Source organism: Mesorhizobium sp. (assembly GCF_041661565.1).
Lineage (GTDB): Bacteria > Pseudomonadota > Alphaproteobacteria > Rhizobiales > Rhizobiaceae > Mesorhizobium.
On sequence record NZ_JBAZUD010000039.1, the window covers coordinates 1 to 24627 of the forward strand.

Consider the following 24627-nt stretch of genomic DNA (forward strand, 5'->3'; position numbering starts at 1 on the left):
CGGGGATCCGCCGTTTCGATCGAGCAGCCGCCTCAGCATCGGCTCGATGCGTGAAAGCTCGTCGAGATGCGCCGCCGAAAGTTCTGCCAGACAGTCGTCGGCGCGCTCGGTCAGTCGCAGCAGCACTCGGCGATGGTCGTCCTTGTCCTGATCCCTTGCCACCAGTCCCGCCTCGCAAAGACGGTTGACCAGTTCGACCGCGCTGTGGTGGCGGATGCGCAAGCGCTCGGCCAGGTCGCCGATCGTCACTGCTCCGCCTCCCGGAAATCCCTTGATGGCGAGCAGCGCCTGATGCTGGCGGGTGGTCAAGCCGGCATCTTCCGCCTGCACCTGGCTGAATTCGAGGAAGCGGCGGATCAGGTAGCGAAATTCCGACAGCCGCTGGTAGTCGGCCTGGCTGATGGCGGGGCGTGGTTTCTTCGTCTGCGTCATGTCCGACATGTGTTCATTTTCCAGCGAAAGCTCAAACGGATTTCGAGCGAAACCGGCTTGAACATATGTATCGTGTCACGATATATAGCCGGCCGACAGTCCGGCTGGCCTTTTTGACCGTGCCGCGTCTCCAAAGCCGGTCACCGCCAGAAAGCCCCCAGCATGAAGACCCATCAACCCAATCCCGGTCATCTCAGGGATTTCACCACCGATGTACGGGTGCTGCTCATCGCCGCGATTGCCGTGGTGGTCGCCACGGCGGGCCTGTTTGCCGGCATCGGGCTTTTGAAGCTGATCCGGCTGGCCACGAACATTGCCTATTTTGGCCAGTTCTCGCTCGCCGATCTCAAGCTGCAAGACACACCGCTCGGGCTTGCCGCCGTCATCGTCCCGGTGATCGGCGCGCTGATCATCGGCCTGATGGCGCGCTTCGGCAGCGAGAAGATTCGCGGCCATGGCATTCCCGAGGCCATCGAGGCGATCCTGCTGGGGCGGTCCAGGCTCGACGCCAAGGTCGCGATCCTGAAGCCGCTGTCCTCCGCGATCTCGATCGGCTCCGGCGGTCCATTCGGCGCGGAGGGCCCGATCATCATGACGGGCGGCGCGATCGGCTCGCTGATCGCGCAGATGTTGCCGGTCAGCGACAATGAGCGCAAGACGCTGCTGGTGGCGGGCGCGGCGGCCGGCATGACCACCGTGTTCGGAACGCCGATCGCCGCCATCATGCTGGCGGTCGAACTGCTGCTCTTCGAATGGACCCCGCGCAGTTTCATCCCGGTGGCGGTGGCGGCGATCATCGCGGAGGTCGAGCGCACCATGCTGCATCTGCCAGGACCGATCTTTCCGTTCCAGGGCGGCATGGCGGTTTCGTTCACCGCGCTTGGCGGCTGGGTTCTTGTCGGCATCTGCGCCGGTTTGCTTTCGGGGCTGCTCACCCAGATGGTCTACGCCTGCGAGGACGGCTTCCAGAAGCTGCCCATCCACTGGATGTGGTGGCCGATGATTGGCGGTCTGGTGGTCGGCATAGGCGGGCTAATCGAACCTCAGGCACTCGGCGTCGGCTATGACAACATCGCCGACATGTTGAATGGGCGAACACTGGCCATGGCGGCACTCATTCTCCTGGTGGTGAAAGCGATCATCTGGTCGGTGGCGCTCGGCTCGGGAACGTCCGGAGGCGTACTGGCGCCGCTGCTGATCATGGGGGGGGCGATGGGGGCGGTGCTTGCCGGCATCCTGCCCGAGGCGGATCCGGGCTTCTGGGCGCTGTTGGCGATGGCCGCGACCATGGGCGGCACCATGCGGGCGCCGTTGACCGCGACCTTCTTTGCCGTCGAACTGACCGGCGACACGCATGTGTTGGTGCCGCTGATCGCGGCCTGCGCGGCAGCGCACGCCGTCACAGCTGATGAAGCGTTCGATCCTGACCGAGAAGATCGCCAGACGGGGACATCATCTGGTTCGCGAGTACCGTGTCGATCCTTTCGCCCTGACCAGGGTGCGCGAGGTGATGACCTCCAAGGTCGAGAGCGTGCCGGCGACGATGACGCTGCATGGCGCCGCAGCGTTCCTGACCGCGCCGGAGACGCGGCATCCTAGTTTTCCGGTGGTCGATGAGCACGGCCATGTCCTCGGTGTCATCGATCCGCCGGCCATCCTGAGGTGGAGGCGCGCAGGCACGCACCGCACCAGGACGCTTGGCGAATTGCTGGCCGGCAGCAAGGTCACGCTGGCCTATCCGGATGAATATCTGGAAGGCCTCGCCGACAAGCTGCTGATGGCCAACGTGTCCCATCTGCCCGTCGTCACGCGCGACGGCCTCCAGCTGGTCGGCTATGTCGGCTGGAAGGACCTGATGCGCGTGCGATCGAGGAAACAGGCCGAGGATCGTGATCGCACGACCCTGCTTGGTTTCGGACGCGGCAGGAAGGCGGAGCTGATTGACGCTCCCTAGCTATGAACCCGCGCCGCGCTTCGCCCACTCCAGCACATGAAGCCGCAGCGCCGACGACAGGTTGGTGTCGCGCGGGCGCGTCGCGTCGATCTCGGCGACAAGGGCGGCCAGCGTCAAAGTCCTTGCCGTCGCGATCGCGACGAGATCGTCATGGAAAGATTTTTCGAGCGAATAGCTGGTGCGGTGGCCGCGAATGGTCACCGAGCGCTTTTCGACCGCGCTCACGCCGAGACGCTCATAGGTCGTCTTCGGGACCGGAGGTTTCGCGGCGATGGCCGGCGAGAAACCTCTCACTTGTCTCGGCGGTCCGGCGGTCGCGTTCCTTTTCGTCCCTGGTGCGACCATGCAACGCGCGGTTGTTGGCGGCTTCCCGTTCCTTCTCCAGCCTTGCCTTCTGCTTGCGGGCCTGGCGGAGATTGACGATTTCGGCCATGGCGCGAACCGTGGGCCTATTTCTTGCGGAAGGCGTCGAGCGACACCACGTCGGCGCCCTTGGCCGCCGCGTCGGCCGCTGCCGCGGGCTTCTTCTCAGCTTCGGCTGCGGACTTCTTCTCGGCCTTCGGCTTTTTCTCGGAGACGATGGTCAGCGGCTCCGGAGCAGGCTGTGCCGCCGGTTCGTCCGCCGCAACGGCATCGGTCTTCACGTCGAACTCCAGTTCGAAGTTGACCGACGGATCGTAGAAGCCGCGCACGGCCGAGAACGGGATTTCGAGTTTCTCCGGCACGTCGGAGAAGGACAGGCCGACCTCGAAGCCGGTGTCCGTCACCTTCAGGTCCCAATACTGGAACTGGATGACGATGGTCATCTGCTCGGGGTAACGCTCGCGCAGACGCGAAGACACCCGCACGCCGGGCGCGCCGGTCAGGAATGTGATGAAGAAATGGTGGTTGCCGGGAAGGCCGGTGCGCGCGACCTCTGCCAGGACCTTGCGCATGACGCCGCGCAACGCCTCCTGGGCCAGAATGTCGTAGCGTATGTGGTCGTCGGCCATGTGGCGGTCGGGTTCCGTTGAATCGTCCGCATAGCTGTAGTCAAGCTTGAGCGCGGCGTAAACCGCATATAGATCACCGTCGCCCGGAAGCGAGGCCTATTGCCACGATTTGATCGCTCAGGCGCTGGCGAGAGCGCTTTGCTTTTCAATCGGGGCCAAGGGCCGGCGCTTGCCAAAGGCGCGCAGGAAGGTGCGCACGCCATTTGTCGCGGATTGCAGCACTTCCTCCTCGCGCGGCGTGCCGCCGAGCATGAAAATGGTCTGCAACTCGGCATTGACGAGACCGAGGAACTGGCGCGCCGCCACGTCCGGATCCTCTATATCGAGGTACCCGCCATAGGCCAGGCGGGCGAAGCGGGCGGCGATTGCCGGCCATGTTCGACCTGGCCCCTGTTCACGCCACTCGGCAAACAGTTCGGGATAGCGTTCGCCTTCCGTCTGGATCAGCTTGCGCAGGAATTTTCCATCGCGGTTGCAGATACAGTTCTGGTTCAGACGCATGGCAAAGCCGATCAGATCGGCCTCGAGATCGCTGGGCTGGTCCGGGAAGGTGTCGATGGTGGCGAAAATGCCGGCATTGCAGCGCTCGGTGAGATCGCGCACGACCGCAACGAACAGTTTTTCCTTGTCGCCATGGTGATTGTAGATGGTCTGGCGCGAGACACCGGCTTCGGCGGCGATCAGATCGATGTTGGCGCCGGCGAAGCCTTCGCGACAGAACACTCCGGCGGCGGTATCGACGATCGACAGACGCTTGGCCTCGTGGCCGCGTGGCCGGAATGTGTCAGGAGAAACGCTCGGTCTCATGAAAACGATATAGAGGTGATTGACGATTTAGACAAGACTGTCTAAATTTGTGGACACGACACAAAGAGATTTCGGCCCGGAGTGACGAATAGAATCCACTCCCGGAGAGTCGGAATCTCACGGGATGGAACGTCCTAGGGTTAGACGTCGCCTGGCGGCGGCAGCCAGATTCGAAAGAAGCCTTTATCATGAGTCCCAAATTCCTCCGCATTGCGGTCGTGCTCGGCCTGTTGTCCGCGATCGGCCCATTCGCAATCGACATGTATCTCCCCGCCTTGCCGTCGATCGGCGCGGATCTGCACGCCGGCACCGCTGCCGTGCAGATGAGCCTGTTGATCTTTTTCCTGTCGATGGGCTTCGGCCAGATCGTCGTCGGGCCGATCTCCGACATGGTCGGCCGCAAGCTGCCGCTCTATGGCGGGCTTGCGCTGTTCATGGCCGGCGGCATCGGTTCGGCAATGGCGCCGACCATCGAATGGCTGATCGCTTTCCGCTTCCTGCAGGGCCTGGGCGCCAGCGCCGGCATGGCGGTGCCGCGCGCCATCGTGCGTGACCTGCACACCGGCACCGAGGCCGCCAAGCTGATGTCGCTCTTGATGCTGGTGTTTTCGGTGTCGCCGATCCTGGCGCCGCTGACCGGCAGCCAGATCATCGAGAATTTCGGCTGGCGCGCCGTGTTCTGGACAGTGACGGGTGCGGCGGCGCTGGCCACCATCCTTCTGGCGACCTCGCTCAAGGAGACGCGGCCGGTCGAGGACCGTGTCGGTTCCTCCTTCGGCACGGCGCTTTCCGGCTACCGCTTGCTGATGGGCGACCGCAACTTCCTTGGCCTGGTGGCGATCGCAGGTTTCGGCATTGCCAGCTTCTTCGTCTACCTGTCGAGCTCGTCCTTCATCCTGATCGACCATTACGGGCTGTCGCCTTCGGTCTACAGCGTGTTCTTCTCGATCAACGCGGTGGCTTTCATCGGCATGTCGCAGCTGACGGGAGTGCTGTCCGAGCGGTTCGGGCTGCGCCGCGTGGTGCGCATCGCGGTGACCGGCTACGCGACCACGATGGTGGTGCTGCTCGCGGTCATGGCGACCGGCATCGACCGGCTCGATGTGATGGCGGCACTGCTGTTCATCGGCTACGGATTCCTCGGCCTGGTCATTCCGACGACATCGGTGCTGGCGATGGAGGAGCATGGCGAGATCGCCGGTACGGCTTCGGCACTGATGGGCACGCTGCACTTTGCCATCGGCGCGGTCGCCATGGGCGTCGCCGGTGTGTTCTTCGACGGCACGCCGTTGCCGATGGTGGCAGGTATAACGCTGTGCGCTGTGATCTCGTTCACGCTGGCCAGGGTCACGCTCGGCCGTTCGCGCGAAGCCATCGAAGCGCCGGCGGAGTAGAGCGATCACCACATGGGTATCGAAAGGCCGGGGCATCCCCGGCCTTTTTCATGTCTGGGCCAGTCCTGCCTCCGCCAGGACGAAGCGCAGCCGTGCCTCTACGGGCGCCAATGGTAGCGGGACCAGTTCATATCCAAGCTCGGTATAGATGCTGGCCAGCGCGTGGTAGGTGCGGTCGGCCTCGTCGAGTGTCTGCCTGCGCTCTTCATCCTGAGCGAAGATGTCTGGCCAGGGTGGGGCGATGAAGACGCGAGCGTTGTAGCGGAAACGGTTAGCTGCGGAGCTGACATGCCGGGGCACCGGCAGGCCGCACAGCCTGAGATAGCCGAGCGTGTCCGGTATCCCGCGGTCGAAAAAGACTGGCCCCGGCTGGTCGAGCGCGACCTGGTAAGAACGCATCTCCCACGACAGCATCAGCTCGGCGAACAGCGCGCGATCAAGCCAGGGCAGGGCGCTCCCGCCTATGGCGGACTGGCCGCGGATGATACCGCGCCCCGCTTCGAGAGAGGTGGCGAAGCCCGCCTGGCGCAAGGCTTCGATCAATGTGGTCTTGCCGGACCCGGGCCCGCCGGTCAGCACGAAGAGGCGATCCCAATTCATCTTTTTGTCCGTGAAGAAGGGCGCGTAGCGCGGCGCCTTCGGCCACAGGCCGAACGAAAGCCTGGCCAGCGGGACCTAGCCTTGCGCGTGACGCATCTTGGAGAGCAGGAATTGGAGATAGGAGAAGTGGAGGTTTCTGTTGCCAGGTACCTCCGAACCCCGCCTAGAAGTGCGAACCCCTAGGACTTGATTTGAAGCTATCGCACTGCATTAAGCAGCGAGACGTGCTTCCGCATAGTTGTCATTTGCAACTACAGGTTTAGCCCGATGACGGTGGTACCATGCCGGGCAAAAGTACGATCTTTACACCTTCGTCGATCCTATTTCGCCCCCATCAAAACGCGCTCTGACCACGAGCGGGTTTTGGTGGAGGCGCCGGGTACCGCCCCCGGGTCCGAACGGCTTATTTCATCGCCCATTTATCGCCATAGTCGGTCAAGCCGACAAAACGAATATAGGTCCCGCCGGCGGAAAATGAAAGGCCGCGATCGCACTTTGTCTCGCGCCCGAAACCGCCTTTTCCAAGGGTTGACTTGGGCGCGGTCTCAACCGAAGCTCCGCAGGCGGTGAGGAGCCAACGACAGAGCGCGACAGCGCTGAGCGCCACAGCCCTCATCGATCGGATCCGTGGCGCCGATGAGGGGATTTTGATGGCCGACTATCTTGCAGACGTGAAGAAATACGACGCCGCGGCAAGCGCCGACGTGGTCGAAAAGATCGTCAAGCATCTGGGCATCGCGCTCAGGAACCGCGATTCCGCCCTGGTTTCCTGCACGGATGCCAAGGAACTGGAGCGGGTCAAGGAGAACTGGATTTCGAAGAAGCTCGGCGTTAGCGACGGGGCAAAGGCCGACGCCGCGATCGAGAAGACCTGCAAGGCGTTGGCCGCCGACAGCAGCAAGAGCCGGGTGACCTTCTACTACCTCGTGGCCAAGGACTTGGGCAAGCTGGGTTCGCTCTGAGGCTCGCGGATCAGCTGGCGGAGGCTGGCGCGGCAGGACAGTCGCTCCGGCTTTAGTTCTTTTCATCGAGCGTCGGCGCTGCGATGTAATTATCTGGCTGCCTCATCTTCTGCCCGTGATCGGGGAGAAGGGAGCTGTCCTGATCGTCTCGCCAACATCCACCTTTGCAGACATGGCGATCAGGCAGCTATAATAGCTACACCCTAGAATCGAGCCGGAACCGATGCGCCAGTATCTCGACCTCTTGCAGCACGTGCTGGACAACGGTGCCGATCGTGGTGACCGGACCGGCACGGGCACGCGCTCGGTTTTCGGCTACCAGATGCGCTTCGACTTGGCGCGAGGCTTTCCGGTCACCACCACCAAGAAGCTGCACCTGAAGTCGATCATCCATGAATTGCTGTGGTTCCTGGCCGGCGACACCAACATCAAGTACCTGACCGACCATGGCGTTTCGATCTGGGACGAATGGGCCGACGAGAATGGCGACCTCGGCCCGGTCTATGGCAAGCAATGGCGTTCCTGGCCGGATGGCCATGGCGGCTCGATCGACCAGATCGCTAATCTTCTCAAGGAGATACGGCGCAATCCTCAATCGCGGCGGCTGATCGTCTCGGCCTGGAATCCCGCCGAGGTAGAAGCGATGGCACTGCCGCCCTGCCATTGCCTGTTCCAGTTCTACGTGTCCGAGGGCCGGCTTTCCTGCCAGCTCTACCAGCGGTCCGCCGACATTTTCCTGGGCGTGCCGTTCAACATCGCGTCCTATGCGCTGCTGACGCTGATGGTGGCGCAGGTGACCGGGTTGAAACCCGGCGATTTCGTCCACACGCTGGGCGACGCGCATCTCTACTCGAACCATTTCGAGCAGGTGCGCGAGCAGTTGAAGCGTACGCCCAGGGCGCTGCCGACGATGTGGATCAATCCCGAGGTCAAGGACCTCTTTGCCTTCCGCTTCGACGATTTCCGGCTGGAAAATTATGTCGCCGATGCCAGCATCAAGGCACCGATCGCGGTATGACACTGGAAAGGACCGCGCTTCAAGCCATAGCCAATGCTAAGCTGCAAGACGCAGAACTTCTGTTTCAAAACGAACGCTACTCGAATGCTTACTATCTCTTCGGCTATGCAGCAGAAATTGCCATCAAGTCGCGAATTTCGAGGCTTTTTCAATCGGATACCATTCCTGACAAGAAATTCGTTCAAGACATTTACAGCCATGACCTCAACAGGCTTATAGCGTTGGCTGGCTTGTCTACGGACCTTACCGAACGCCGGACGGCGTCGCCCGTGTTCGATGGCCATTGGTCGGCGGTCTCAGATTGGAATGAAGCTTCGCGTTACGATATGATAGATGTGTTTGAAGCGACCGCTATGCGAAACGCCATGGTCGACGAAGCGCAAGGAATATTCAGATGGCTTCAGGATCGTTGGTAAGGACCGACATCGATGCCGGCATCAACCTAATTCGTGCTCTTGATGAAAAGGGATTCGGAGTCGCGGCCGCACTCTGGTTGTACAACGGTGATGTCGACAATTGGCGCATGATCATTGCCTATCGAGGTCCACGAAAGGATCTTGAGAAAAAATACCTAGATGCGGCAACCATTGCCGCTGACTGGCGTAAGGAGCGTCCAAAGGAACCTATTTTGGACCTTAGCAAGGTGAAGATCACATCGGCGGACGACCGGCTTATCACCGGCTTAGGCATCGCCATGCGCGTTGATGGTCTGGGCGAGGTGCGATTTTCTCATAACACCATCAATGGCATCTATGTCGAAGATGCCTTGATCCATAGGCTTGCGGCCTAAACCCTAGTCGATGCCGACCATCACGTCCAAGGCCTTGACGACGGCATAGGCCTGCTTGCCCTTTTCCAGCCCGAGATCGGCGACGGCCTCGTTGGTGATCGAGGCGGTGACGACCGAGCCGCCAATGTCGATCCGGACATGCGAGGTGGTGGCTCCCTTGACGATCTCGACAATGTGGCCTTTCAGGATGTTGCGGACGCGGATCTTCGCCGGACATCTCCTTCGCTGTATCCAGCCTGGCTCATCGTAGGCTCCGATGGCATCCCGTCACAATACGGGCGTCCCGCAAAAAGTCTTCCCTTGTTATATTCAAGCGGATATATCGATCGGCAGGCTTCGCGCCGCACCGATTTCAAACGAGGGAGAGTTTCCGATGATTCGCAAAGGGTTCGGGTTCAGGGCGATCGCCATTGGCGGCCTTGCGGCGACGTTGATGGCAGCAGTGCCGGCCGCCCATGCGGAAGGCAAAGTCGTGGTGTTCGCCGCGGCCAGCCTCAAGGACGCGCTCGATGCGGTGAACAAGGCCTGCGAGGCCGATGTCGGCGAGGCTGCGACCGTGTCCTATGCCGCGAGCTCTGCACTGGCCAAGCAGATCGAGGGTGGGGCGCCGGCCGACGTCTTCATCTCGGCCGACCTCGACTGGATGAAGTATCTCTCCGACAAGAAGCTGACCAAGCCCGACACCGAGGTGAAGCTGCTCGGCAACGAGATCGTGCTGGTGGCTCCGAAGGACTCGACGATTGAAACCAAGATCGAGAAGGGTTTTGACCTCGCCAGGCTGGTCGGCGACGGCAAGCTTGCCATGGGTGATGTCAAGGCGGTGCCGGCCGGCAAGTACGGCAAGGCGGCCCTGGAATCGCTCGGCGTCTGGTCGTCCGTCGAGGACAAGGTGGCGCAGGCCGAAAACGTTCGCGCCGCCTTGAAGCTGGTGTCTACCGGCGAAGCCCCGCTCGGCATCGTCTACGCCACCGACGCAAAGGCCGACAAGGCCGTCAAGGTGGTCGGCACCTTCCCGGAGGATTCGCATCCGCCGATCATCTATCCGGTTGCCCAGACCGCCGATTCGAAGGACAAGGATACGACCGCTTTCCTGAAATGCCTGCAGTCCGCCAAGGCCGGCGCTTTGTTCAGGGAACAGGGTTTTACCGTGCTCGCGCCGAGCAACTGAAAAGGCCTGACATCACGATATGACCTGGCTGCTGGACCTCACTCCCGACGAATGGAATGCGGTCCGGCTGTCGATCAAGGTGGCGACGGTGGCGATGCTGTTCAGCCTGCCGCCGGGCATCGTGATCGCGCTGCTGCTTGCCCGCGGACAATTCTGGGGCAAGACGCTGCTCAACGGCGTGGTTCATCTGCCGCTGATCCTGCCGCCGGTGGTGACCGGCTACCTGCTGTTGCTCACCTTCGGCAAGCGCGGTCCGGCGGGCGCCTTCCTGGCCGAGCATTTCGGCATCGTCTTCTCGTTTCGATGGACAGGTGCCGCACTGGCCTGCGGCGTCATGGGTTTTCCCCTGATGGTGCGGGCGATCCGGTTGTCGATAGAGACGGTCGACCGCAAGATGGAGGCGGCGGCGGGAACGCTCGGCGCCAATCCACCATGGGTATTCGCCACCATCACGCTGCCGCTGATCCTGCCCGGGCTGATCGCCGGCGCCATCCTGTCCTTCGCCAAGGCGATGGGTGAATTCGGCGCGACGATCACCTTCGTGTCCAACATCCCCAATGAAACGCAGACCTTGCCGTCGGCGATCTACACCTTCACGCAGGTGCCGGGCGGCGACGAAGGCGCGCTGCGGCTGACGCTGATTTCCATCGTCATCTCGATGGCAGCGCTGGTCGCCTCGGAAGTGCTGGCGCGGCGCGTCGGCCGGCGGATGGACATCGAATGAGCGTCCTCGTCGACACCAGCCATCGGCTAGGCGATTTCGCCATCGACGCCCGCTTCGAGAGCGCCGGTCGGCTGACGGCGCTGTTCGGGCCATCGGGATCGGGCAAGACCACGCTGATCAACATGATCGCTGGCCTGATCCGGCCCGGCAAGGGCCGCATCGAGGTCGACGGCCGCGTGCTTGTGGATACGGACGCGGGCACTTTCGTGCCGAAGCACAAGCGCCGCATCGGCATGGTGTTCCAGGATGCGCGGCTGTTCCCCCATATGAGCGTCGCCGGCAATCTGCGCTACGGCCGCTGGTTCACGCCGGCGGGCGAGCGCTATGCGGACATGGATGCCGTCGTCGATTTGCTCGGCATCGGTTCGTTGCTGGACAGGCGGCCGGCAAGGCTGTCGGGCGGGGAAAAGCAGCGCGTGGCCATCGGCCGGGCGCTGCTGGCCAGTCCGAAGCTGCTGCTCATGGACGAGCCGCTGGCCTCGCTCGACGAGGCGCGCAAGGCTGAAATCCTGCCCTATATCGAACGGCTGCGCGACGAGACGAAAATCCCGATCGTCTATGTCAGCCACTCGGTCGCCGAGGTGGCGCGGCTCGCCAGCGACGTGGTGATGCTGGCGCAGGGCAAGGTCATCGCCAGCGGCCCGACGGAAGCGGTGATGCAAAGGCTCGACCTCCTGCCGGCGGAGGAGCGCGGCGAGGGCGGCGCGGTGCTCGACACCAGGGTGCTGCGCCATGACGACACTTTCGGCATGACCGTGCTCGCCTCGGCGGCCGGCGAGATCCGCGTGCCGCGTCTGGCCATGAAGACAGGCGCTCTGGTGCGCATCCGTATCCGGGCACGCGATGTGATGATCGCCACCGAACAGCCCGCTGGCCTGAGCGCGCTCAACATTCTGCCCGGCACCATCGTCGCCCTCAGTCCGGGAGAGGGGCCGACGGTGGAGGTCGCCATCGATTGCAACGGCGCAACCGTGCTGGCGCGCATCACCGAGCAGTCGCGGCAGATGTTGAAGCTTAGGCTTGGCGGCACGGTTTTCGCCGTGGTCAAGACGGTGAGCTTCGACCGCGCCAACACCGGCGCCGGATTGCCCGTCGAGGCTCACGGGTGATCACGATCGCTATGTCTTTTGGGAATAGCGGTGTCGTGGAAGAGCTTCTAGGATGGCCTCTCGCGTGACCATGGAGAACGACACATGCCGTCACTGAGCTTGCGGATAAATCTCGATCCCGACGGGCGCATCGGACCGGGCAAGATAGAACTGCTGGAGCAGATCGCCGCCTTCGGCTCGATCTCGGCGGCGGCGCGCGGCATGGAGATGTCCTACAAGCACGCCTGGGACCTGGTCGAGGACATGAACAGGGTGTTCGGCAAGCCGCTGGTCGCCGCGCAGACCGGGGGTCGCAAGGGCGGCGGCGCGCAGCTGACTTCGGTCGGCCTTGCGGTGGTCAGCCGTTTCCGCGCCATCGAGCGCGCCGCTGCGGCGGCAGCGGCAACGCATATGCAGGCACTGCAAGCGGAGATCGAGGCGGGATAGGGAAGGCAGTAGGGCAGTAGGAGCTCATCCGTGTCTGTTTCCAGGCAAAATATCCGTTCACCTACTGCCCTACTCCCTTACTGCCCCATTCCCCTCTTATTCCGGTTTGCGCAGCAGATATGTGTCCATGATCCAGCCTTTACGCAGGCGGGATTCCTCGCGGGTTTTTTCGATCTCGGCACCGACATCACCGAGGCGGCCGGAGATGATGATTTCGTCCGCCGTGCCGAGATAGGCGCCCCAGTGGATGATCAGATTCTTGTCGGCAAGAGTGTTGAAAGCGCACTTGCCGTCCAGCATGACGACGGTGCTGCCGGCATTGTCGGCCAGGCCTTCCTGGGTGAGGCGGCGGCCGGTGGTGACCAGGATCGAATCGCCGATGCGGTTCAGCGCCATTTTGTGGCTGGCGGCCAGCGCCTGGATCGCGGTGATGCCCGGGATGACTTCAAGTTCGAATGTGACATTATCCCTCAGGCGGACCCGTTCGAGGATGCGTAGCGCGCTGTCGTAGAGCGAGGGATCGCCCCAGATCAGGAACGCGCCGCAGCCATCCCCGGCAATCTCGTCGCGGATCAGGCCTTCGTAGATCGCCGCGATGGCCTCGTGCCAGTCATCGACGGTCGGGCGATAGGAGGGTGCCGGTTCGGCGCGCACCGGCACATCGAACTCGACACGGCGCGAATGCCGATTGGTGACGAAGCGGTCGCAAATCTGTCGGCGCAGGTCGGCAAGGTCGTTTTTCACGGCGCCCTTGTCGGGGATGAACAGAACGTCGGCGCGATTGAGGGCGTCGATGGCCTGAACGGTCATGTGGTCGGGATTGCCGGCGCCAATGCCGATGACGAGAAGCTTTCGCATGGAGTGACCTCCTGCCCGATCGAGGGCGGTTAGTCCAGACCGCGTTGTCCATACCGCCGCTGTGCTTGGGAGAGCGGAAGGGCTTTGAAACGCCACATTGAAATCGCTAGGGTCGCATGGCAATCATCGCCGAGGGGGCTTCCATGTTGCGATACGTTCTGACCGCCGCGCTGACGCTGTGCGTCGCGCCCGCATTGGCCAATGATTCGATCGCCGAACTCGGGACCGGCGGCCTGATCCTGTCGCGCAGCGACGCGGTGGCCATGCAAAGCGAGGATCTCTTCATCTCGCCGCAGAAGGTCACGGTCGACTACGTGTTCCACAACAACACCGACAAGGACGTCGACGCGATCGTCGCCTTCCCGATGCCTGATATCTCGGGCGATCCCGAGGAGATGCCGGCGATCCCCGAGAACCAGAGCGACAACTTCCTCGGCTTCGAGGTGACGATCGACGGTGTCGCGGTAACGCCGCAACTGGAGCAGAAGGCGTTCGCGCTCGGCATCGACATCAGCGCCGACCTGAAGGCGCAGAACGTGCCGTTCAACCCGTTCGGCGATGCGGCCAAGGCGGCATTGGCAAAGCTGCCGCCAGCGGTAGCCGAGGACTGGGTCAATCGCGGCATCATCATCGAGGACAGCGCCGACACTGGCGACGGCATGAAATCGGCCTATGCGCCGTTCTGGCAGCTGCGCTCGACCTACTGGTGGCGCTCGACCTTTCCCGCCAACCAGGACGTTCACGTTTCCCATCGCTACAAGCCGAGCGTTGGCGGCACGTCTTCGGTCAGTTTCTTCTATGACGGTCAGTTCCAGGGCCCATACGCCAGCTACAAGGCCCGCTACTGCATGGACGGCGCATTCGAGGACGCCGTGCGCAAGGCGGCGAAGGGCAATCCGGACGGCTATCCAGCGTATTACGAAAGCCGGATCGCCTATATACTGACGACCGGCGGCAACTGGGCGTCAGGCAACATCGGCAAGTTCAAGCTTACCGTGGACAAGGGCAATCCCAAGTCGCTGGTCTCGTTCTGCGGCGACAATGTCAGGAAAATCGGCCCGACAACCTTCGAGATGACCGCGGACGATTTCTATCCGGAACACGACGTCGACATCCTGATCCTCGATCCATCGGACAGCAATGGCGGGGGCGCCAACTGATGGACGTCGCCATCTATGTTGCCATCGCCGAGAACGGCGTGATTGGACGGGATGGAGGGCTGCCCTGGCGGCTGTCCACCGATCTCAAGCGCTTCAAGGCCGACACGATGGGCAAGCCCATCATCATGGGCCGCAAGACCTACGAGGGCATCGGCCGCCCGTTGCCCGGCAGGCTCAACATCGTCGTGACCCGCGACAAGGCCTGGCGCGCCGAGGGCGTCGAGGTGGCGCACACGCTGGAGACCGCGATCCAGCTGGCGAGGGTGCGCGGGCGCTGCATGGCTGGCGTGGACGAAGTCTGCATCATCGGCGGCGGCGAGATCTACGCCCAGGCGTTGCCATTGGCCGACCGTCTGCATGTCACCCATGTCCTGGCTGCGGTCGACGGCGACGCGCATTTCCCGGCGATCGATCCGGGTTCCTGGCGCGTCGTCAGTTCACAGGAGGTACCTGCCGGGGAGAAGGACAGCCACGCGACGCGCTATTCGGTTTACGAGCGACGCCGCGAGACACAGCAGTGAAAAAAGGGCATTGAAGACGACAAAGGGTCGCGACCGGCTTAAATCGGACCAAGTCGGCGACGCATCGCGTTGAAAGCGCTGCATGGCGTCCCTATAGAAGAACAACACTGGATTTCGCGCCGTGACACCGGCGCTTGAGGGAATTCCAAGCGAAAGGACATTCATGCCCTGGAACGACAAGAGCGGCGGTGGCGGCGGCCCATGGGGTGGCGGCGGCAACAATCAGGGGCCCTGGGGGCAGGGTCCCAAAGGACCGAGCGGTCCGCAGGGCTCGCCTCCCGATCTCGAGGACATCATCCGCCGCGGCCAGGACCGCCTGCGCCGCGCACTGCCAGGTGGTGGCGGCGCGAGCCCGGCCATCTTCGCGCTGATCGCGGCCGCACTCGTGGTGCTGTGGGCCTTCAAGGCGGTTTACACCGTGCAGCCTGACGAGGTCGCGGTTGAACTGCGCTTCGGCAAACCGAAGGCGGAGCTGTCGCAGCCAGGCCTGCATTTCCATTGGTGGCCGCTCGAAACCGTCGAGACCGCCAAGATTTCCGAGCAGCTTGTCGACATTGGCGGCGGCAACACCAGCGGCAATGGCCTGATGCTCTCGGGCGACCAGAACATCGTCAACGTGCAGTTCTCGGTGGCCTATCAGGTCTCCGACCCACGCGCCTACCTGTTCGACGTCTCCGATCCCGACGGCATGCTGCGGCAGGTCGCCGAAAGCGCCATGCGCGAAGCTGTCGGCCGCCGGCCGGCGCAGGACATCTTCCGCGACGACCGCCAGGGTATCGCGGCTTCCGTGCGTGAGATCATCCAGACGACGCTGGACGGCTACAAGGCCGGGCTCAACGTCAACGCCGTCTCGATCGAGGACGCAGCACCGCCGCGCGAAGTGGCCGATGCCTTCGACGAGGTGCAGCGTGCCGAGCAGGACGAAGACAAGTTCGTCGAGCAGGCCAACCAGTATTCAAACCAGAAGCTCGGCCAGGCACGCGGCGAGGCCGCACAGGTCCGCGAAGACGCGGCCGCCTACAAGAACCGGGTCGTCCAGGAAGCCGAAGGCGAGGCGCAGCGCTTCATCTCCGTCTACGACGAATATGCCAAGGCGCCGGACGTTACCCGCAAGCGCCTCTATCTCGAAACCATGGAGAGGGTGCTGAAAGATTCCAACAAGGTGATCGTCGAGCAGGGCAACGGGCAAGGGGTCGTCCCCTATCTGCCGCTGCCGGCATTGCAGCCGAAGCCGCCGGTGCCGGCCGCTAGTGGCGTTACGGGAGGTGCCCAGTAATGGCCAATCGTCTCCCCATTTTCGTCGTCGTCGCGGCGGTCATCCTGTTCCTGATCTATTCGTCTGTCTTCGTGGTCAATGCGCGCCAGCAGGCGCTGGTTCTCAGGTTCGGCGAGATCGTCGACGTCAAGAGCGAGCCGGGCATCTACTTCAAGGCGCCGTTCTCGTTCTTCGACGCCGACACGGTTCAGCTCATCGAGAACCGGGTGCTGCGCTTCGACCTCGACAACATCCGCGTGCAGGTGTCGGGCGGCAAGTTCTATGAGGTCGATGCCTTCATCGCCTATCGCATCTCGGATCCGCGCGTTTTCCGTTCCGCGGTTTCCGGCCAGATCGAATTGGCCGAAGCGCGGCTCAGGACGCGTCTCGACGCCGCCTTGCGCCGGGTCTACGGTCTGCGCGATTTCGAGGCCGCTCTTTCCGAAGAGCGCGCCGTGATGATGCGCGAGGTCCGCGACCAACTGAGGCCCGACGCAACGTCGCTTGGCCTGCAGATCGAGGATGTCCGCATCCGCCGCACCGATCTCACGGCCGAGGTTTCGCAGCAGACCTTCGACCGCATGAAGGCCGAACGCCTTGCGGAGGCCGCGCGGCTGCGGGCTCGCGGCAACGAGGCGGCGCAGCGCATCACGGCGCGCGCCGATCGCGAAGTGGTCGAGATCGTTGCCGAAGCGCGAAAGGAATCCGAGATCCTGCGCGGCGAGGGCGAAGCCCAGCGCAGCGCCACCTTCGCGGCGGCCTATCAACGCGATCCGGCTTTCTTCGACTTCTACCGGTCGATGAACGCCTATGGCACGGCGCTGGACAACACCGGAACGACGATGGTGCTGTCGCCGAACTCGGAGTTCTTCCGCTTTTTCCGGAATCCCGACGGCAAGGAGACGTCGTCGGTGCCGGCTTCTCCGGCTCCGGGGCCTGTCGCTCCGCCGCCGGCGCCCGCCGCGCCGGCGGCACAATCGGGCACCGGCCAGTAGCGGCCGGTGCAGGATTTTCTAGCCGCCATCGGCCTCGTCCTCGTGATAGAAGGTCTGGTCTATGGCGGCTTTCCCGGCCTGGCCAGGAAACTTGCCACAGAAGTGCTGTCGTTGCCCGAGACGATCTTGCGGATCGCCGGGCTGGCATCGATCGCAATCGGGGTCGGCATCGTCTGGCTCGTGCGGGGTGGATGAGGGCGGCGCGCTTCGGCTCAGGGTAAGGGGGATTTATCCCCGGCGGATGGTCACAGCCGCAAACGTGCCGTATTTTTTGCCAACATGGCGCTACGCGGCGTTTTCGTCGAAGCGCTTTTTCTTTCAGGAATCCCGGGAGGCTTCTCGATGACATCCAGTTCTCTTTTGCGCGCGGCGCAGCGGACGCTGATCGCTGGCGCGGCCGCACTGCTCGTTGGCACTGTGGCCGTCCCGTCCTTCACGGCGCCGACATTCGCCGCCGACGGCCCGGCCTCGGTCGCTGATCTGGCGGAGGGCCTGCTCGGCGCGGTCGTCAACATCTCGACCTCGCAGACGATCAAGGGCACGGAGGGCCCGGGTGCGGTGCCGATGCCGCAGCTTCCCGAGGGGTCGCCCTTCCAGGATTTCTTCGACGACTTCTTCAAGAATCGGGGCGGCGACAAGGATGGCGGATCGCAGAAAGTCCAATCGCTGGGCTCGGGCTTCGTCATCGATGCGGAGCAAGGCATCGTCGTCACCAACAACCACGTGATCGCCGACGCCGACGACATCGAGGTCAATTTCTCCGACGGCAGCACGCTGAAGGCGACGCTGGTCGGGACCGACACCAAGACCGATGTCGCGGTGCTGAAGGTCGACCCCAAGGGCCACAAGCTCACCGCGGTCAAATTCGGCGATTCGACCCGGATGCGTGTCGGCGACTGGGTGATGGCGATCGGCAATCCGTTCGGCCTTGGCGGCACGGTGACGGTCGGCATCGTCTCGGCCCGCAACCGCGACATCAATTCCGGTCCCTATGACGACTTCATCCAGACGGATGCCGCGATCAACCGCGGCAATTCCGGCGGGCCGCTGTTCAACAGCTCCGGCGAGGTGATCGGCATCAACACCGCGATCATTTCGCCCTCGGGAGGCTCGATCGGCATCGGCTTCTCGATTCCCTCGCAGCTCGCCTCGGGCGTCGTCGACCAGTTGCGCCAGTTTGGCGAGACGCGGCGCGGCTGGCTCGGCGTGCGCATCCAGCCGGTGACGGACGACATCGCCGAGAGCCTCGGCATGGCGACCGCCAAGGGCGCGCTGGTGGCCGGGGTCATCAAGGGCGGCCCGGTCGACAATGGCAGCATCCAGGCGGGTGACGTCATCATCAAGTTCGACGGCAAGGACATCCATGAAATGCGCGACCTGCCGCGCGTGGTCGCCGAAAGCCCGGTCGGCAAGGCGGTCGACGTGCTGGTCGTGCGCAAGGGCGTGGAGCAGACGGTGAAGGTGACGCTCGGCCGGCTCGAGGACGGCGAGAAACTCGCTAGCGGCGAGGACGACAAGAACACCGACCAGGACAAGGCTGACAAGGCACCGCCGGTTTCGACCGCCTCGGTGCTCGGCATGACTGTCGGAGAACTGAACGACGAGACGCGCAAGAAGTTCGGCATCGCCGCCGATGTTTCCGGCGTCGTCATCACCGACGTAGCCAAGGATTCAGCCGCCGCCGAACGCGGCATCCAGCCCGGCGAGGTCATCACCGAGATCGCCCAGGAATCGGTTGCCACGCCAAAAGACGTCATGGACCGGATCGGCGCGCTGAAGGAGCAGGGCCGCAAGAATGCGCTGCTGATGCTGGCGTCGAAGACCGGCGAGTTGCGTTTCGTGACGATCCGGATGGATTGAGAATTCAATCCGATCCGGGTGGGCTGAGGTTCAATCCGGGTAGTTCAAAAAGGGCAGGTAGAGCATTTCACCGTTTCACGGAAACGGCGAAATGCTCTACCTCTTTGTTTTGAAGCAATTCCGGACGGAAAACCGCTTCACACTTTTCCAGGAATTGCTTTATCCAGCCGCCTTTTTTCTTGTCTGCCAGTCCCGGCGCGAAAGCCGGTAGAGCACATGCCGCTTGAGCGCCGGATGGCTGTCGGGAATGGCGGGATGATCGAAATCGGCTGATGGATCGGCTGTCATGCCGAGGCGTTTCATCACGGCGGTCGAGCGGTGGTTTTCCGCGACGGCAAAGGAGACGATCTCGTTGACGGCCAATGTCTCGAAACCGTAGGCCAGCCAAGCGTCCGCGGCCTCGGTGACATAGCCCTTGCCCCAGAATTCGGGTGCCAGCCGCCAGCCGATCTCGATCGTGCCCGCCGGCAGGATGTCGATATCCTCTGTCCCCGAGAGGCCGACAAAGCCGATGCATTCGCCGGTGGCGGCGATCTCGGCCGCCGCGAAGCCATGGCCTTCCTCATCGATCCATGCGCGGACCTCGTCCATCTTGGCGTCGGCGGCGGCACGGTCACGCCGGAACGGGAAGAATTCCATGACGCGCTCATCAGAGTTGATGCGATGGAAGAGTTCGCGGTCGCGCTCTTCCCAGTTGCGCAGGATGAGGCGCTCGGTGCGCAAGGGTTTCATTCTGCGAATTCGGCCTGGCGGTAGCCCTGCAGATAGAGCAGTGCGGTCAGGTCGCCATGGTCGATGCGGACCTTGGCCTGTGCCGCCACGGCGGGCTTGGCGTGAAGCGCGACCCCGGTGCCGGCCAGGTGGATCATGTCGAGATCGTTAGCCCCATCGCCGACGGCGATGACATCAGCTGGTGTCAGGCCGAGGCGCGCTGAAATCTCGATCAGAGCATCGGCCTTGGCGGCGCGTCCCAGGATCGGCTCTCCAACCAATCCGGTGAACCGTCCATCCTGTTCCAGCAGCTGGTTGGCGCGGTGTTCCTGAAAGCCAAGCATGGCGCCGATGCGGGTGGTGAACACCTCGAACCCGCCTGACACGAGAGCCGTCCAGGCGCCGTTCGCGCGCATGGTCCTCACCAGCGTGCCGCCGCCCGAGGCCAGCGTCAGCCGGTTGGCGACGATGCGGTCGACCACGGCGGCTTCCAAGCCTTCCAGCAAAGCCACGCGCTCGCGCAAGGCGGGCTCGAAGGCGATCTCGCCGTTCATCGATCGCGCGGTGATGGCGGCGACGCGATCCTTGACGCCGATCTCGTCGGCCAGTTCGTCGATGCATTCCTGGTCGATCATGGTCGAATCCATGTCGGCGACGAGGATTTTCTTTCGCCGCGTTTCAGCCTGCTGAACGATCACGTCAACCGGCCGCGTCGCAAGGGCGTCGCCCAGCGCGAGGAGCGCCTCGGCGGCGTCAGTGCCGGGCGGCAAGGGAAGATCGCAGGCGATCCCTTCGGCAAGCCACACGACAGCGCTTGCGCCGACCGCCGCCGACGCCATATTCGCAAGCGACGGCGACAAAGCGCGTTCGGCGGGACGGGAAACAAGCGTGGCGACAAGCGGCATGGAACATTCCGGCGGACAGGCGGGCGAGGGCCGCGTGAAGAACGCGATCCTGATAGCCGGGCCGACCGCGAGCGGCAAGTCGGCGCTGGCGCTCGAACTGGCGGAGCGCAAGGGTGGCGTCATCGTCAACACCGATTCCATGCAGGGCTATTCGGTTCTCGACGTGCTGACCGCACGGCCGGGGGCTGACGATCTCGTGCGCGCGCCGCATTTTCTCTACGGTCATGTCCACCCGTCCACCGCCTATTCCACCGGCGCCTGGCTGCGTGACGTGATGAAGCTGATTGACGATGGCGCACTGGCCGAACGGCCTGTGATTTTCGTCGGCGGCACCGGGCTCTATTTCCGGGCGCTGGCCGAGGGCATTTCCGAAATGCCCGAAATCCCGACACGGATCCGCGACCGCTGGCGCTATGAGCTCAAGGAGCAGGGCGCCGTCAAACTGTACGATCTGCTGCTGCGCCAGGATTCAGCCGTCGCCATGACGCTGAAGCCAACCGACAGCCAGCGCGTGGTGCGGGCGCTGGAGGTGCTCGATGCGTCGGGCCGATCGATCCTCGAATGGCAGTCGCGGCGCGGTCGCCCGCTGATCGACGGGGAGACCGCCCATCTGTTCGTGATCGAGCCGGATCGGGACGCCCTGGTCACCCGCATCGAGGCGCGCTTCGACCGGATGCTGGACAAGGGCGCGCTGGAGGAGGTCGGGCGGTTGACGGCGCTCGACCTCGATCCGGATTTGCCGGCGATGAAAGCGATCGGCGTTCGCGAATTGCGGGCCGCGATGGTTGGCGAGATGGGTTTTGCCGAGGCGATCGAGCGCGCCAAGATCGCGACCCGGCAATATGCCAAGCGGCAGGCGACCTGGTTCAGGCACCAAATGGGCCCGGAATGGCAGAGAATCCACTCTCGTGACGATCTGGAAACCATGTTGCGACCGAGCACCTCCGCTGCAACCTGAAAAGTTGACGTGCAAGGGACGATTCCCGTTACGGTTGTCCGAATTAACCCTCCGTAAGGTCGCCCATGCCATAAGGTCGGCGGGTGTTTTTCTACTGGGGAGCAGATGCGTTTCCACAAGGCGGAATCAGCGTTTTTCGTCTTTATCTTCGTGATCCTGGCCGCCGGCCTGGTGACCCTCTACAGCTATGGGCAGATGCAGACCTTCACCTCCGAACTGCATTCGGCTTCAAGCCTCGACAAGGTCGTCTATATCAACAAGCTGTTGGTCGCGAGCGGCGTGCTCCTGGCAACCGCGCTGTTCTTCGGCATCTTCTTCATTTATCCGCTGATCCGCAAACAGGCCACGGAAGAGGGAAAGCTGCGCGCCATGACGGTCTCGCTCAGTGCCCGTTCCGAAACGCTGGAGCATGCCGCGCTGACCGACAGCCTGACAGGCATGCAGAACCGGCGCTATTTCGATGATGCGCTGAAGGAATATCTCGAGGAGTTCCGGCGCATCGAAAAGCCTGTCGGTCTGATGATCCTCGATCTCGATCATTTCAAGCTGGTCAACGATACGCACGGCCATGATGTCGGCGATGACGTGCTGAGAGCCGTCGCCAATTGTCTGAAAGACATGACGCGCTATCACGACGTGGTGGCGCGGCTAGGCGGCGAGGAGTTCGCCGTGGTCACGCCCAACATGGACTCCGAACTTCTGAGCAAGTTCGCCGAGCGCATCCGCAGGGCGATCGCCAACATGTCGGTATTGTCCGGCAATGTCCGCCTCAAGGTCACCACCAGCGTCGGGCTTGCCGTCTGGGACGGCAAGGAAACGGCGGAGGGTTTCTATCGCCGCGCCGATCGCCAGCTCTATGAGGCGAAGAGGCAAGGCCGCAACCGCGTCTGCGCCTAAAACCCCAACATTGAATTCGTGAGGCTGGCCGGTTGCCGCTGCTTTCTGCGCTTCCGGTGCTCACGGACTGAATGTCCGCTCCGCTCCGGTTCTCGAAAACAGCACCACCCGGACTCAGCCTGACGAATTCCCTGACGGGATTTACTCAAGGTGGCCTACGAAGCCGGAGCTGTTGGATGCTTGGCGCCGTTCCAGTCGATCGCCGGGGGATTCCGGCTCAATCGTTCTGGGGGCGCAGGCCAAAGGTCGCGGGCTTGAGGCCGTAACGCATGTCGAAGTCTTCGTCCGGCTGGATGCGGGGAGCCGGCGGTTTGCGGTAGTCGGGATCGCCGGCCTGCCGGCTTGAGTCGATCACCTCGGCGAAGGGCATCGCCTGCTGCGTCTGTTTGGGCACGTTGCGCAGCCGATCGACGATCGCCACCAGATCGACATCGCCGGACTTCGTTATGCCCTCTTCGCGCCTGGATGCACCGGGGATCAGCTCCGCCGACAGTTTCTCGAACTTCAGCCGCATGGTTGTCGCCACGCCTTCGCCAAAGGCGATGGCCTCGCGCTGGCCCATGGACGACAGGAAGGCAAGCGTCGACGCCGAAGAGTCGGCGATTGCCGAGCGGATGATCGCCTGGTCCTGCTCGTTGGCAAGCCGCATGGCGAAGAAGGTCGAGCATTGCGACAGGATGGTCGGGTCGAGCTCCCCCGGACGCTGGGTCACGACGCCGAGATAGCAGCCATATTTGCGGCCTTCCTTGGCGATGCGCGACAGAGCGTGCCTGGTCGGTGCGAAGCCGAGCCGCGGATCGGCAGGCATGTAGCGGTGCGCTTCCTCGCACAGCAGGAGCAGCTGCAGCTTGCCTTCGCTCCACAGAGCGAGGTCGAAGGCCAGCCGCGCCAGCACCGAACAGACGGAATTCACCACCTCCGATGGCATGCCGGCCATTTCGAAGCACGTGACCGGGCGGCCGTGGTGCGGCACGCGGAAGATGTTGCCGATTGTTTCGTGGATGGTGTCTTCGATCAGGCGCGAATTGAACATGAAACGATAGCGCGGATCGGTAGCCGCCGATTCGATGCGGGTTTTGAGCGATTTGAGCGTCGGGCGGTCATTCTTGCTTTCCAGCATCCCCATGCGCTCGTCGATCTGCTTGATGAGATCGACGATGCGGTAGGGCACCGGCGTATCGGCGGTCAGCCCATCGCCGCCGCCGCGCCGCACGAAGGCAGCCGAATTCGGATTGCGGTAAAGGTTCTTGGCGATCGGAATGAGGTCGCGCAGCGCGTCGATTTCCTCCGGCACGGTCTCGCGTCCGCGAAACAGCACCTCGGCGAACTCCTCCAGCTTGAACATCCAGAACGGCAGATCGAGCGTCTTGGAATCGACCCGGACGCAATATTCGGGCAGCGACGCCGCAAACTCATTGTGCGGATCGAGAATCAGGATGCGCAGGTCGGGCCGCGCGACGATCGATTTGCGCAAGAGCAGCGAAACGGCGGTGGACTTGCCGACGCCGGTGGTGCCGACGATGGCGAAGTGCCGGGCCAGCGTGTCGTCGATGGCGATGTTGGCGTCGATCGCCTCGTCCTGCGAAAGCGTGCCGATGGTGATCGAGTGGCGCCCGGCCAGGTCATAGACGGCCTGCAGGTCGTGGCTGCGGATGCGATGCGCAATGGCGCCGATATGGGGGTAGGTGGTGATGCCACGGTCGAAGACCGGCTTGGCGCCGGGCTCGGCTGCGTCGCGCACCTCTCCGATCAGCTCGATGCTGACCTCGATCGGGTTCTGACCCTCATTGCTCCAGGCACGATCCGACTTGCCGATCGCATAGACCAGGCCGACGGTTCGCGTGGTGCCCAGATTAATGGAAATCATCTTGCCGACCGTCCACAGGCCGGTGACTGCGCCGTCGATGTCATCCGCATAGGCGCTGATGGTGGCGCGGGCGCCGTCGCATTGCACGACATTGCCGAGTATGCGCCGGTCGCTCTGTACGGCATCGCGGCGTTCCTGCGATGTCATTTCGCCAATGGAGGCTTCGTGTTCGACAAACATAGACAGACCGATCCCCGTTCCCAGGGCTGCGATCCTACGGAATTCGGGTTAAGGTCGGATGAGGCGGGACGGTTTAAGACAACT

28 protein-coding genes, 1 other RNA gene and 1 pseudogene are annotated in these 24627 nt (G+C 63.1%); 18 read left to right on the plus strand and 12 right to left on the minus strand.

Translation table 11 applies throughout. From position 1 onward, the window contains the following. A partial coding sequence (locus WC739_RS09435; RefSeq protein WP_372952764.1) for a MarR family winged helix-turn-helix transcriptional regulator occupies window positions 1–441 on the minus strand: 441 nt, incomplete at its 3' end. 153 nt (window positions 442–594) lie between these two features. Between WC739_RS09435 and WC739_RS09440 the strand changes: the two are divergent. After that, window positions 595–2386, plus strand: a pseudogene (locus tag WC739_RS09440) (chloride channel protein). On the opposite strand, the gene WC739_RS09445 reads toward WC739_RS09440, so the two are convergent. The 4 genes from WC739_RS09445 to WC739_RS09460 form a co-directional block, all read right to left on the minus strand. Next, the gene (locus WC739_RS09445; RefSeq protein WP_372952765.1) at window positions 2387–2611 is read right to left on the minus strand and encodes a ribbon-helix-helix domain-containing protein; all 225 of its coding nucleotides are present in this window, start codon (window positions 2609–2611) and stop codon (window positions 2387–2389) included. Window positions 2612–2621: 10 nt separating this feature from the next. After that, the gene (locus WC739_RS09450) at window positions 2622–2819 is read right to left on the minus strand and encodes a DUF4169 family protein (protein ID WP_372952766.1); all 198 of its coding nucleotides are present in this window, start codon (window positions 2817–2819) and stop codon (window positions 2622–2624) included. 16 nt (window positions 2820–2835) lie between these two features. After that, entirely contained in the window at window positions 2836–3378 is a 543-nt protein-coding gene (locus tag WC739_RS09455) for an SspB family protein (RefSeq protein ID WP_372952767.1), read from the minus strand. 117 nt (window positions 3379–3495) lie between these two features. Further along, window positions 3496–4185, minus strand: coding sequence for a TetR/AcrR family transcriptional regulator (locus WC739_RS09460; protein ID WP_372952768.1), 690 nt, complete (start codon window positions 4183–4185; stop codon window positions 3496–3498). A gap of 188 nt (window positions 4186–4373) precedes the next feature. On the opposite strand from WC739_RS09460, the gene WC739_RS09465 reads away from it, so the two are divergent. Then, window positions 4374–5579 (plus strand): multidrug effflux MFS transporter, encoded by a 1206-nt coding sequence (locus WC739_RS09465; RefSeq protein ID WP_372952769.1) that lies wholly within the window; start codon window positions 4374–4376, stop codon window positions 5577–5579. Between the two features lie 48 nt (window positions 5580–5627). Here WC739_RS09465 and WC739_RS09470 read toward each other — a convergent pair whose 3' ends face one another. Together WC739_RS09470 and ssrA are read right to left on the minus strand one after the other, a co-directional pair. Beyond that, window positions 5628–6179, minus strand: coding sequence for an AAA family ATPase (locus tag WC739_RS09470; protein ID WP_372952770.1), 552 nt, complete (start codon window positions 6177–6179; stop codon window positions 5628–5630). Window positions 6180–6304: 125 nt separating this feature from the next. Continuing rightward, window positions 6305–6663, minus strand: a transfer-messenger RNA (tmRNA) gene (gene ssrA / locus WC739_RS09475). 166 nt (window positions 6664–6829) lie between these two features. Between ssrA and WC739_RS09480 the strand changes: the two genes are divergently transcribed. From WC739_RS09480 to WC739_RS09495, 4 genes are all read left to right on the plus strand, one after another. Then, on the plus strand, window positions 6830–7141 hold the full coding sequence (locus WC739_RS09480) for a DUF2853 family protein (protein WP_372952771.1): 312 nt from the start codon (window positions 6830–6832) through the stop codon (window positions 7139–7141). Window positions 7142–7364: 223 nt separating this feature from the next. Continuing rightward, entirely contained in the window at window positions 7365–8159 is a 795-nt protein-coding gene (locus WC739_RS09485; protein WP_372952772.1) for a thymidylate synthase, read from the plus strand. Beyond that, window positions 8156–8575: a hypothetical protein gene (locus WC739_RS09490; protein WP_372952773.1), complete on the plus strand. Its 420-nt coding sequence runs from the start codon at window positions 8156–8158 to the stop codon at window positions 8573–8575. Before WC739_RS09485 ends, WC739_RS09490 begins: the two co-directional genes overlap by 4 nt. Continuing rightward, a complete protein-coding gene (locus WC739_RS09495) occupies window positions 8554–8949 on the plus strand; it encodes a hypothetical protein (RefSeq protein WP_372952774.1) in 396 nt (131 codons plus the stop codon). The genes WC739_RS09490 and WC739_RS09495 overlap by 22 nt, the downstream gene beginning before the upstream one ends. 3 nt (window positions 8950–8952) lie before the next feature. Here the strand turns inward: WC739_RS09495 and WC739_RS09500 are convergent, their stop codons facing one another. After that, window positions 8953–9180 carry a molybdopterin-binding protein gene (locus WC739_RS09500; protein ID WP_372952797.1) on the minus strand — a complete coding sequence of 76 codons (228 nt, stop codon included), beginning with the start codon at window positions 9178–9180 and terminating at the stop codon, window positions 8953–8955. Window positions 9181–9322: 142 nt separating this feature from the next. On the opposite strand from WC739_RS09500, the gene modA reads away from it, so the two are divergent. The 4 genes from modA (at window position 9323) to WC739_RS09520 (ending at window position 12376) form a co-directional block, all read left to right on the plus strand. Beyond that, window positions 9323–10117 (plus strand): molybdate ABC transporter substrate-binding protein, encoded by a 795-nt coding sequence (gene modA, locus WC739_RS09505; protein WP_372952775.1) that lies wholly within the window; start codon window positions 9323–9325, stop codon window positions 10115–10117. A gap of 19 nt (window positions 10118–10136) precedes the next feature. Then, window positions 10137–10841, plus strand: coding sequence for a molybdate ABC transporter permease subunit (gene modB / locus WC739_RS09510; RefSeq protein ID WP_372952776.1), 705 nt, complete (start codon window positions 10137–10139; stop codon window positions 10839–10841). Next, a complete protein-coding gene (modC, locus tag WC739_RS09515) occupies window positions 10838–11950 on the plus strand; it encodes a molybdenum ABC transporter ATP-binding protein (RefSeq protein WP_372952777.1) in 1113 nt (370 codons plus the stop codon). The genes modB and modC overlap by 4 nt, the downstream gene beginning before the upstream one ends. A gap of 84 nt (window positions 11951–12034) precedes the next feature. Beyond that, complete coding sequence (locus tag WC739_RS09520; protein ID WP_372952778.1) at window positions 12035–12376, plus strand: winged helix-turn-helix domain-containing protein; 342 nt, start codon at window positions 12035–12037, stop codon at window positions 12374–12376. A gap of 96 nt (window positions 12377–12472) precedes the next feature. Here WC739_RS09520 and cobF read toward each other — a convergent pair whose 3' ends face one another. Further along, window positions 12473–13234, minus strand: a complete 762-nt coding sequence (gene cobF, locus WC739_RS09525) for a precorrin-6A synthase (deacetylating) (RefSeq protein ID WP_372952779.1) — start codon at window positions 13232–13234, stop codon at window positions 12473–12475. A gap of 143 nt (window positions 13235–13377) precedes the next feature. Here cobF and WC739_RS09530 point away from each other — a divergent pair, with 143 nt between their 5' ends. From WC739_RS09530 to WC739_RS09555, 6 genes are all read left to right on the plus strand, one after another. Next, entirely contained in the window at window positions 13378–14394 is a 1017-nt protein-coding gene (locus WC739_RS09530) for a DUF4424 domain-containing protein (RefSeq protein WP_372952780.1), read from the plus strand. Further along, window positions 14394–14915, plus strand: coding sequence for a dihydrofolate reductase (locus WC739_RS09535; protein ID WP_372952781.1), 522 nt, complete (start codon window positions 14394–14396; stop codon window positions 14913–14915). Before WC739_RS09530 ends, WC739_RS09535 begins: the two co-directional genes overlap by 1 nt. Before the next feature lie 163 nt (window positions 14916–15078). Beyond that, on the plus strand, window positions 15079–16191 hold the full coding sequence (gene hflK / locus WC739_RS09540) for an FtsH protease activity modulator HflK (protein WP_372952782.1): 1113 nt from the start codon (window positions 15079–15081) through the stop codon (window positions 16189–16191). Then, window positions 16191–17165 carry a protease modulator HflC gene (gene hflC / locus WC739_RS09545; protein WP_372952783.1) on the plus strand — a complete coding sequence of 325 codons (975 nt, stop codon included), beginning with the start codon at window positions 16191–16193 and terminating at the stop codon, window positions 17163–17165. Before hflK ends, hflC begins: the two co-directional genes overlap by 1 nt. Before the next feature lie 6 nt (window positions 17166–17171). Continuing rightward, window positions 17172–17360 (plus strand): DUF2065 domain-containing protein, encoded by a 189-nt coding sequence (locus WC739_RS09550; RefSeq protein ID WP_372952784.1) that lies wholly within the window; start codon window positions 17172–17174, stop codon window positions 17358–17360. A gap of 147 nt (window positions 17361–17507) precedes the next feature. Further along, a complete protein-coding gene (locus WC739_RS09555; protein ID WP_372952785.1) occupies window positions 17508–19025 on the plus strand; it encodes a DegQ family serine endoprotease in 1518 nt (505 codons plus the stop codon). Between the two features lie 159 nt (window positions 19026–19184). On the opposite strand, the gene WC739_RS09560 is transcribed toward WC739_RS09555, so the two are convergent. Beyond that, window positions 19185–19757: a GNAT family N-acetyltransferase gene (locus WC739_RS09560; RefSeq protein WP_372952786.1), complete on the minus strand. Its 573-nt coding sequence runs from the start codon at window positions 19755–19757 to the stop codon at window positions 19185–19187. Further along, window positions 19754–20641, minus strand: a complete 888-nt coding sequence (serB, locus tag WC739_RS09565) for a phosphoserine phosphatase SerB (RefSeq protein ID WP_372952787.1) — start codon at window positions 20639–20641, stop codon at window positions 19754–19756. The genes WC739_RS09560 and serB overlap by 4 nt, the downstream gene beginning before the upstream one ends. Between serB and miaA the strand changes: the two genes are divergently transcribed. Next, on the plus strand, window positions 20640–21599 hold the full coding sequence (miaA, locus tag WC739_RS09570; protein ID WP_372952798.1) for a tRNA (adenosine(37)-N6)-dimethylallyltransferase MiaA: 960 nt from the start codon (window positions 20640–20642) through the stop codon (window positions 21597–21599). The two genes, serB and miaA, sit on opposite strands and share 2 nt — an antisense overlap. A 105-nt stretch (window positions 21600–21704) precedes the next feature. Then, window positions 21705–22496: a GGDEF domain-containing protein gene (locus tag WC739_RS09575; RefSeq protein ID WP_372952788.1), complete on the plus strand. Its 792-nt coding sequence runs from the start codon at window positions 21705–21707 to the stop codon at window positions 22494–22496. 217 nt (window positions 22497–22713) lie between these two features. Here the strand turns inward: WC739_RS09575 and WC739_RS09580 are convergent, their stop codons facing one another. Beyond that, a complete protein-coding gene (locus WC739_RS09580) occupies window positions 22714–24543 on the minus strand; it encodes an ATP-binding protein (RefSeq protein WP_372952789.1) in 1830 nt (609 codons plus the stop codon). Window positions 24544–24627 lie beyond the last annotated feature (84 nt).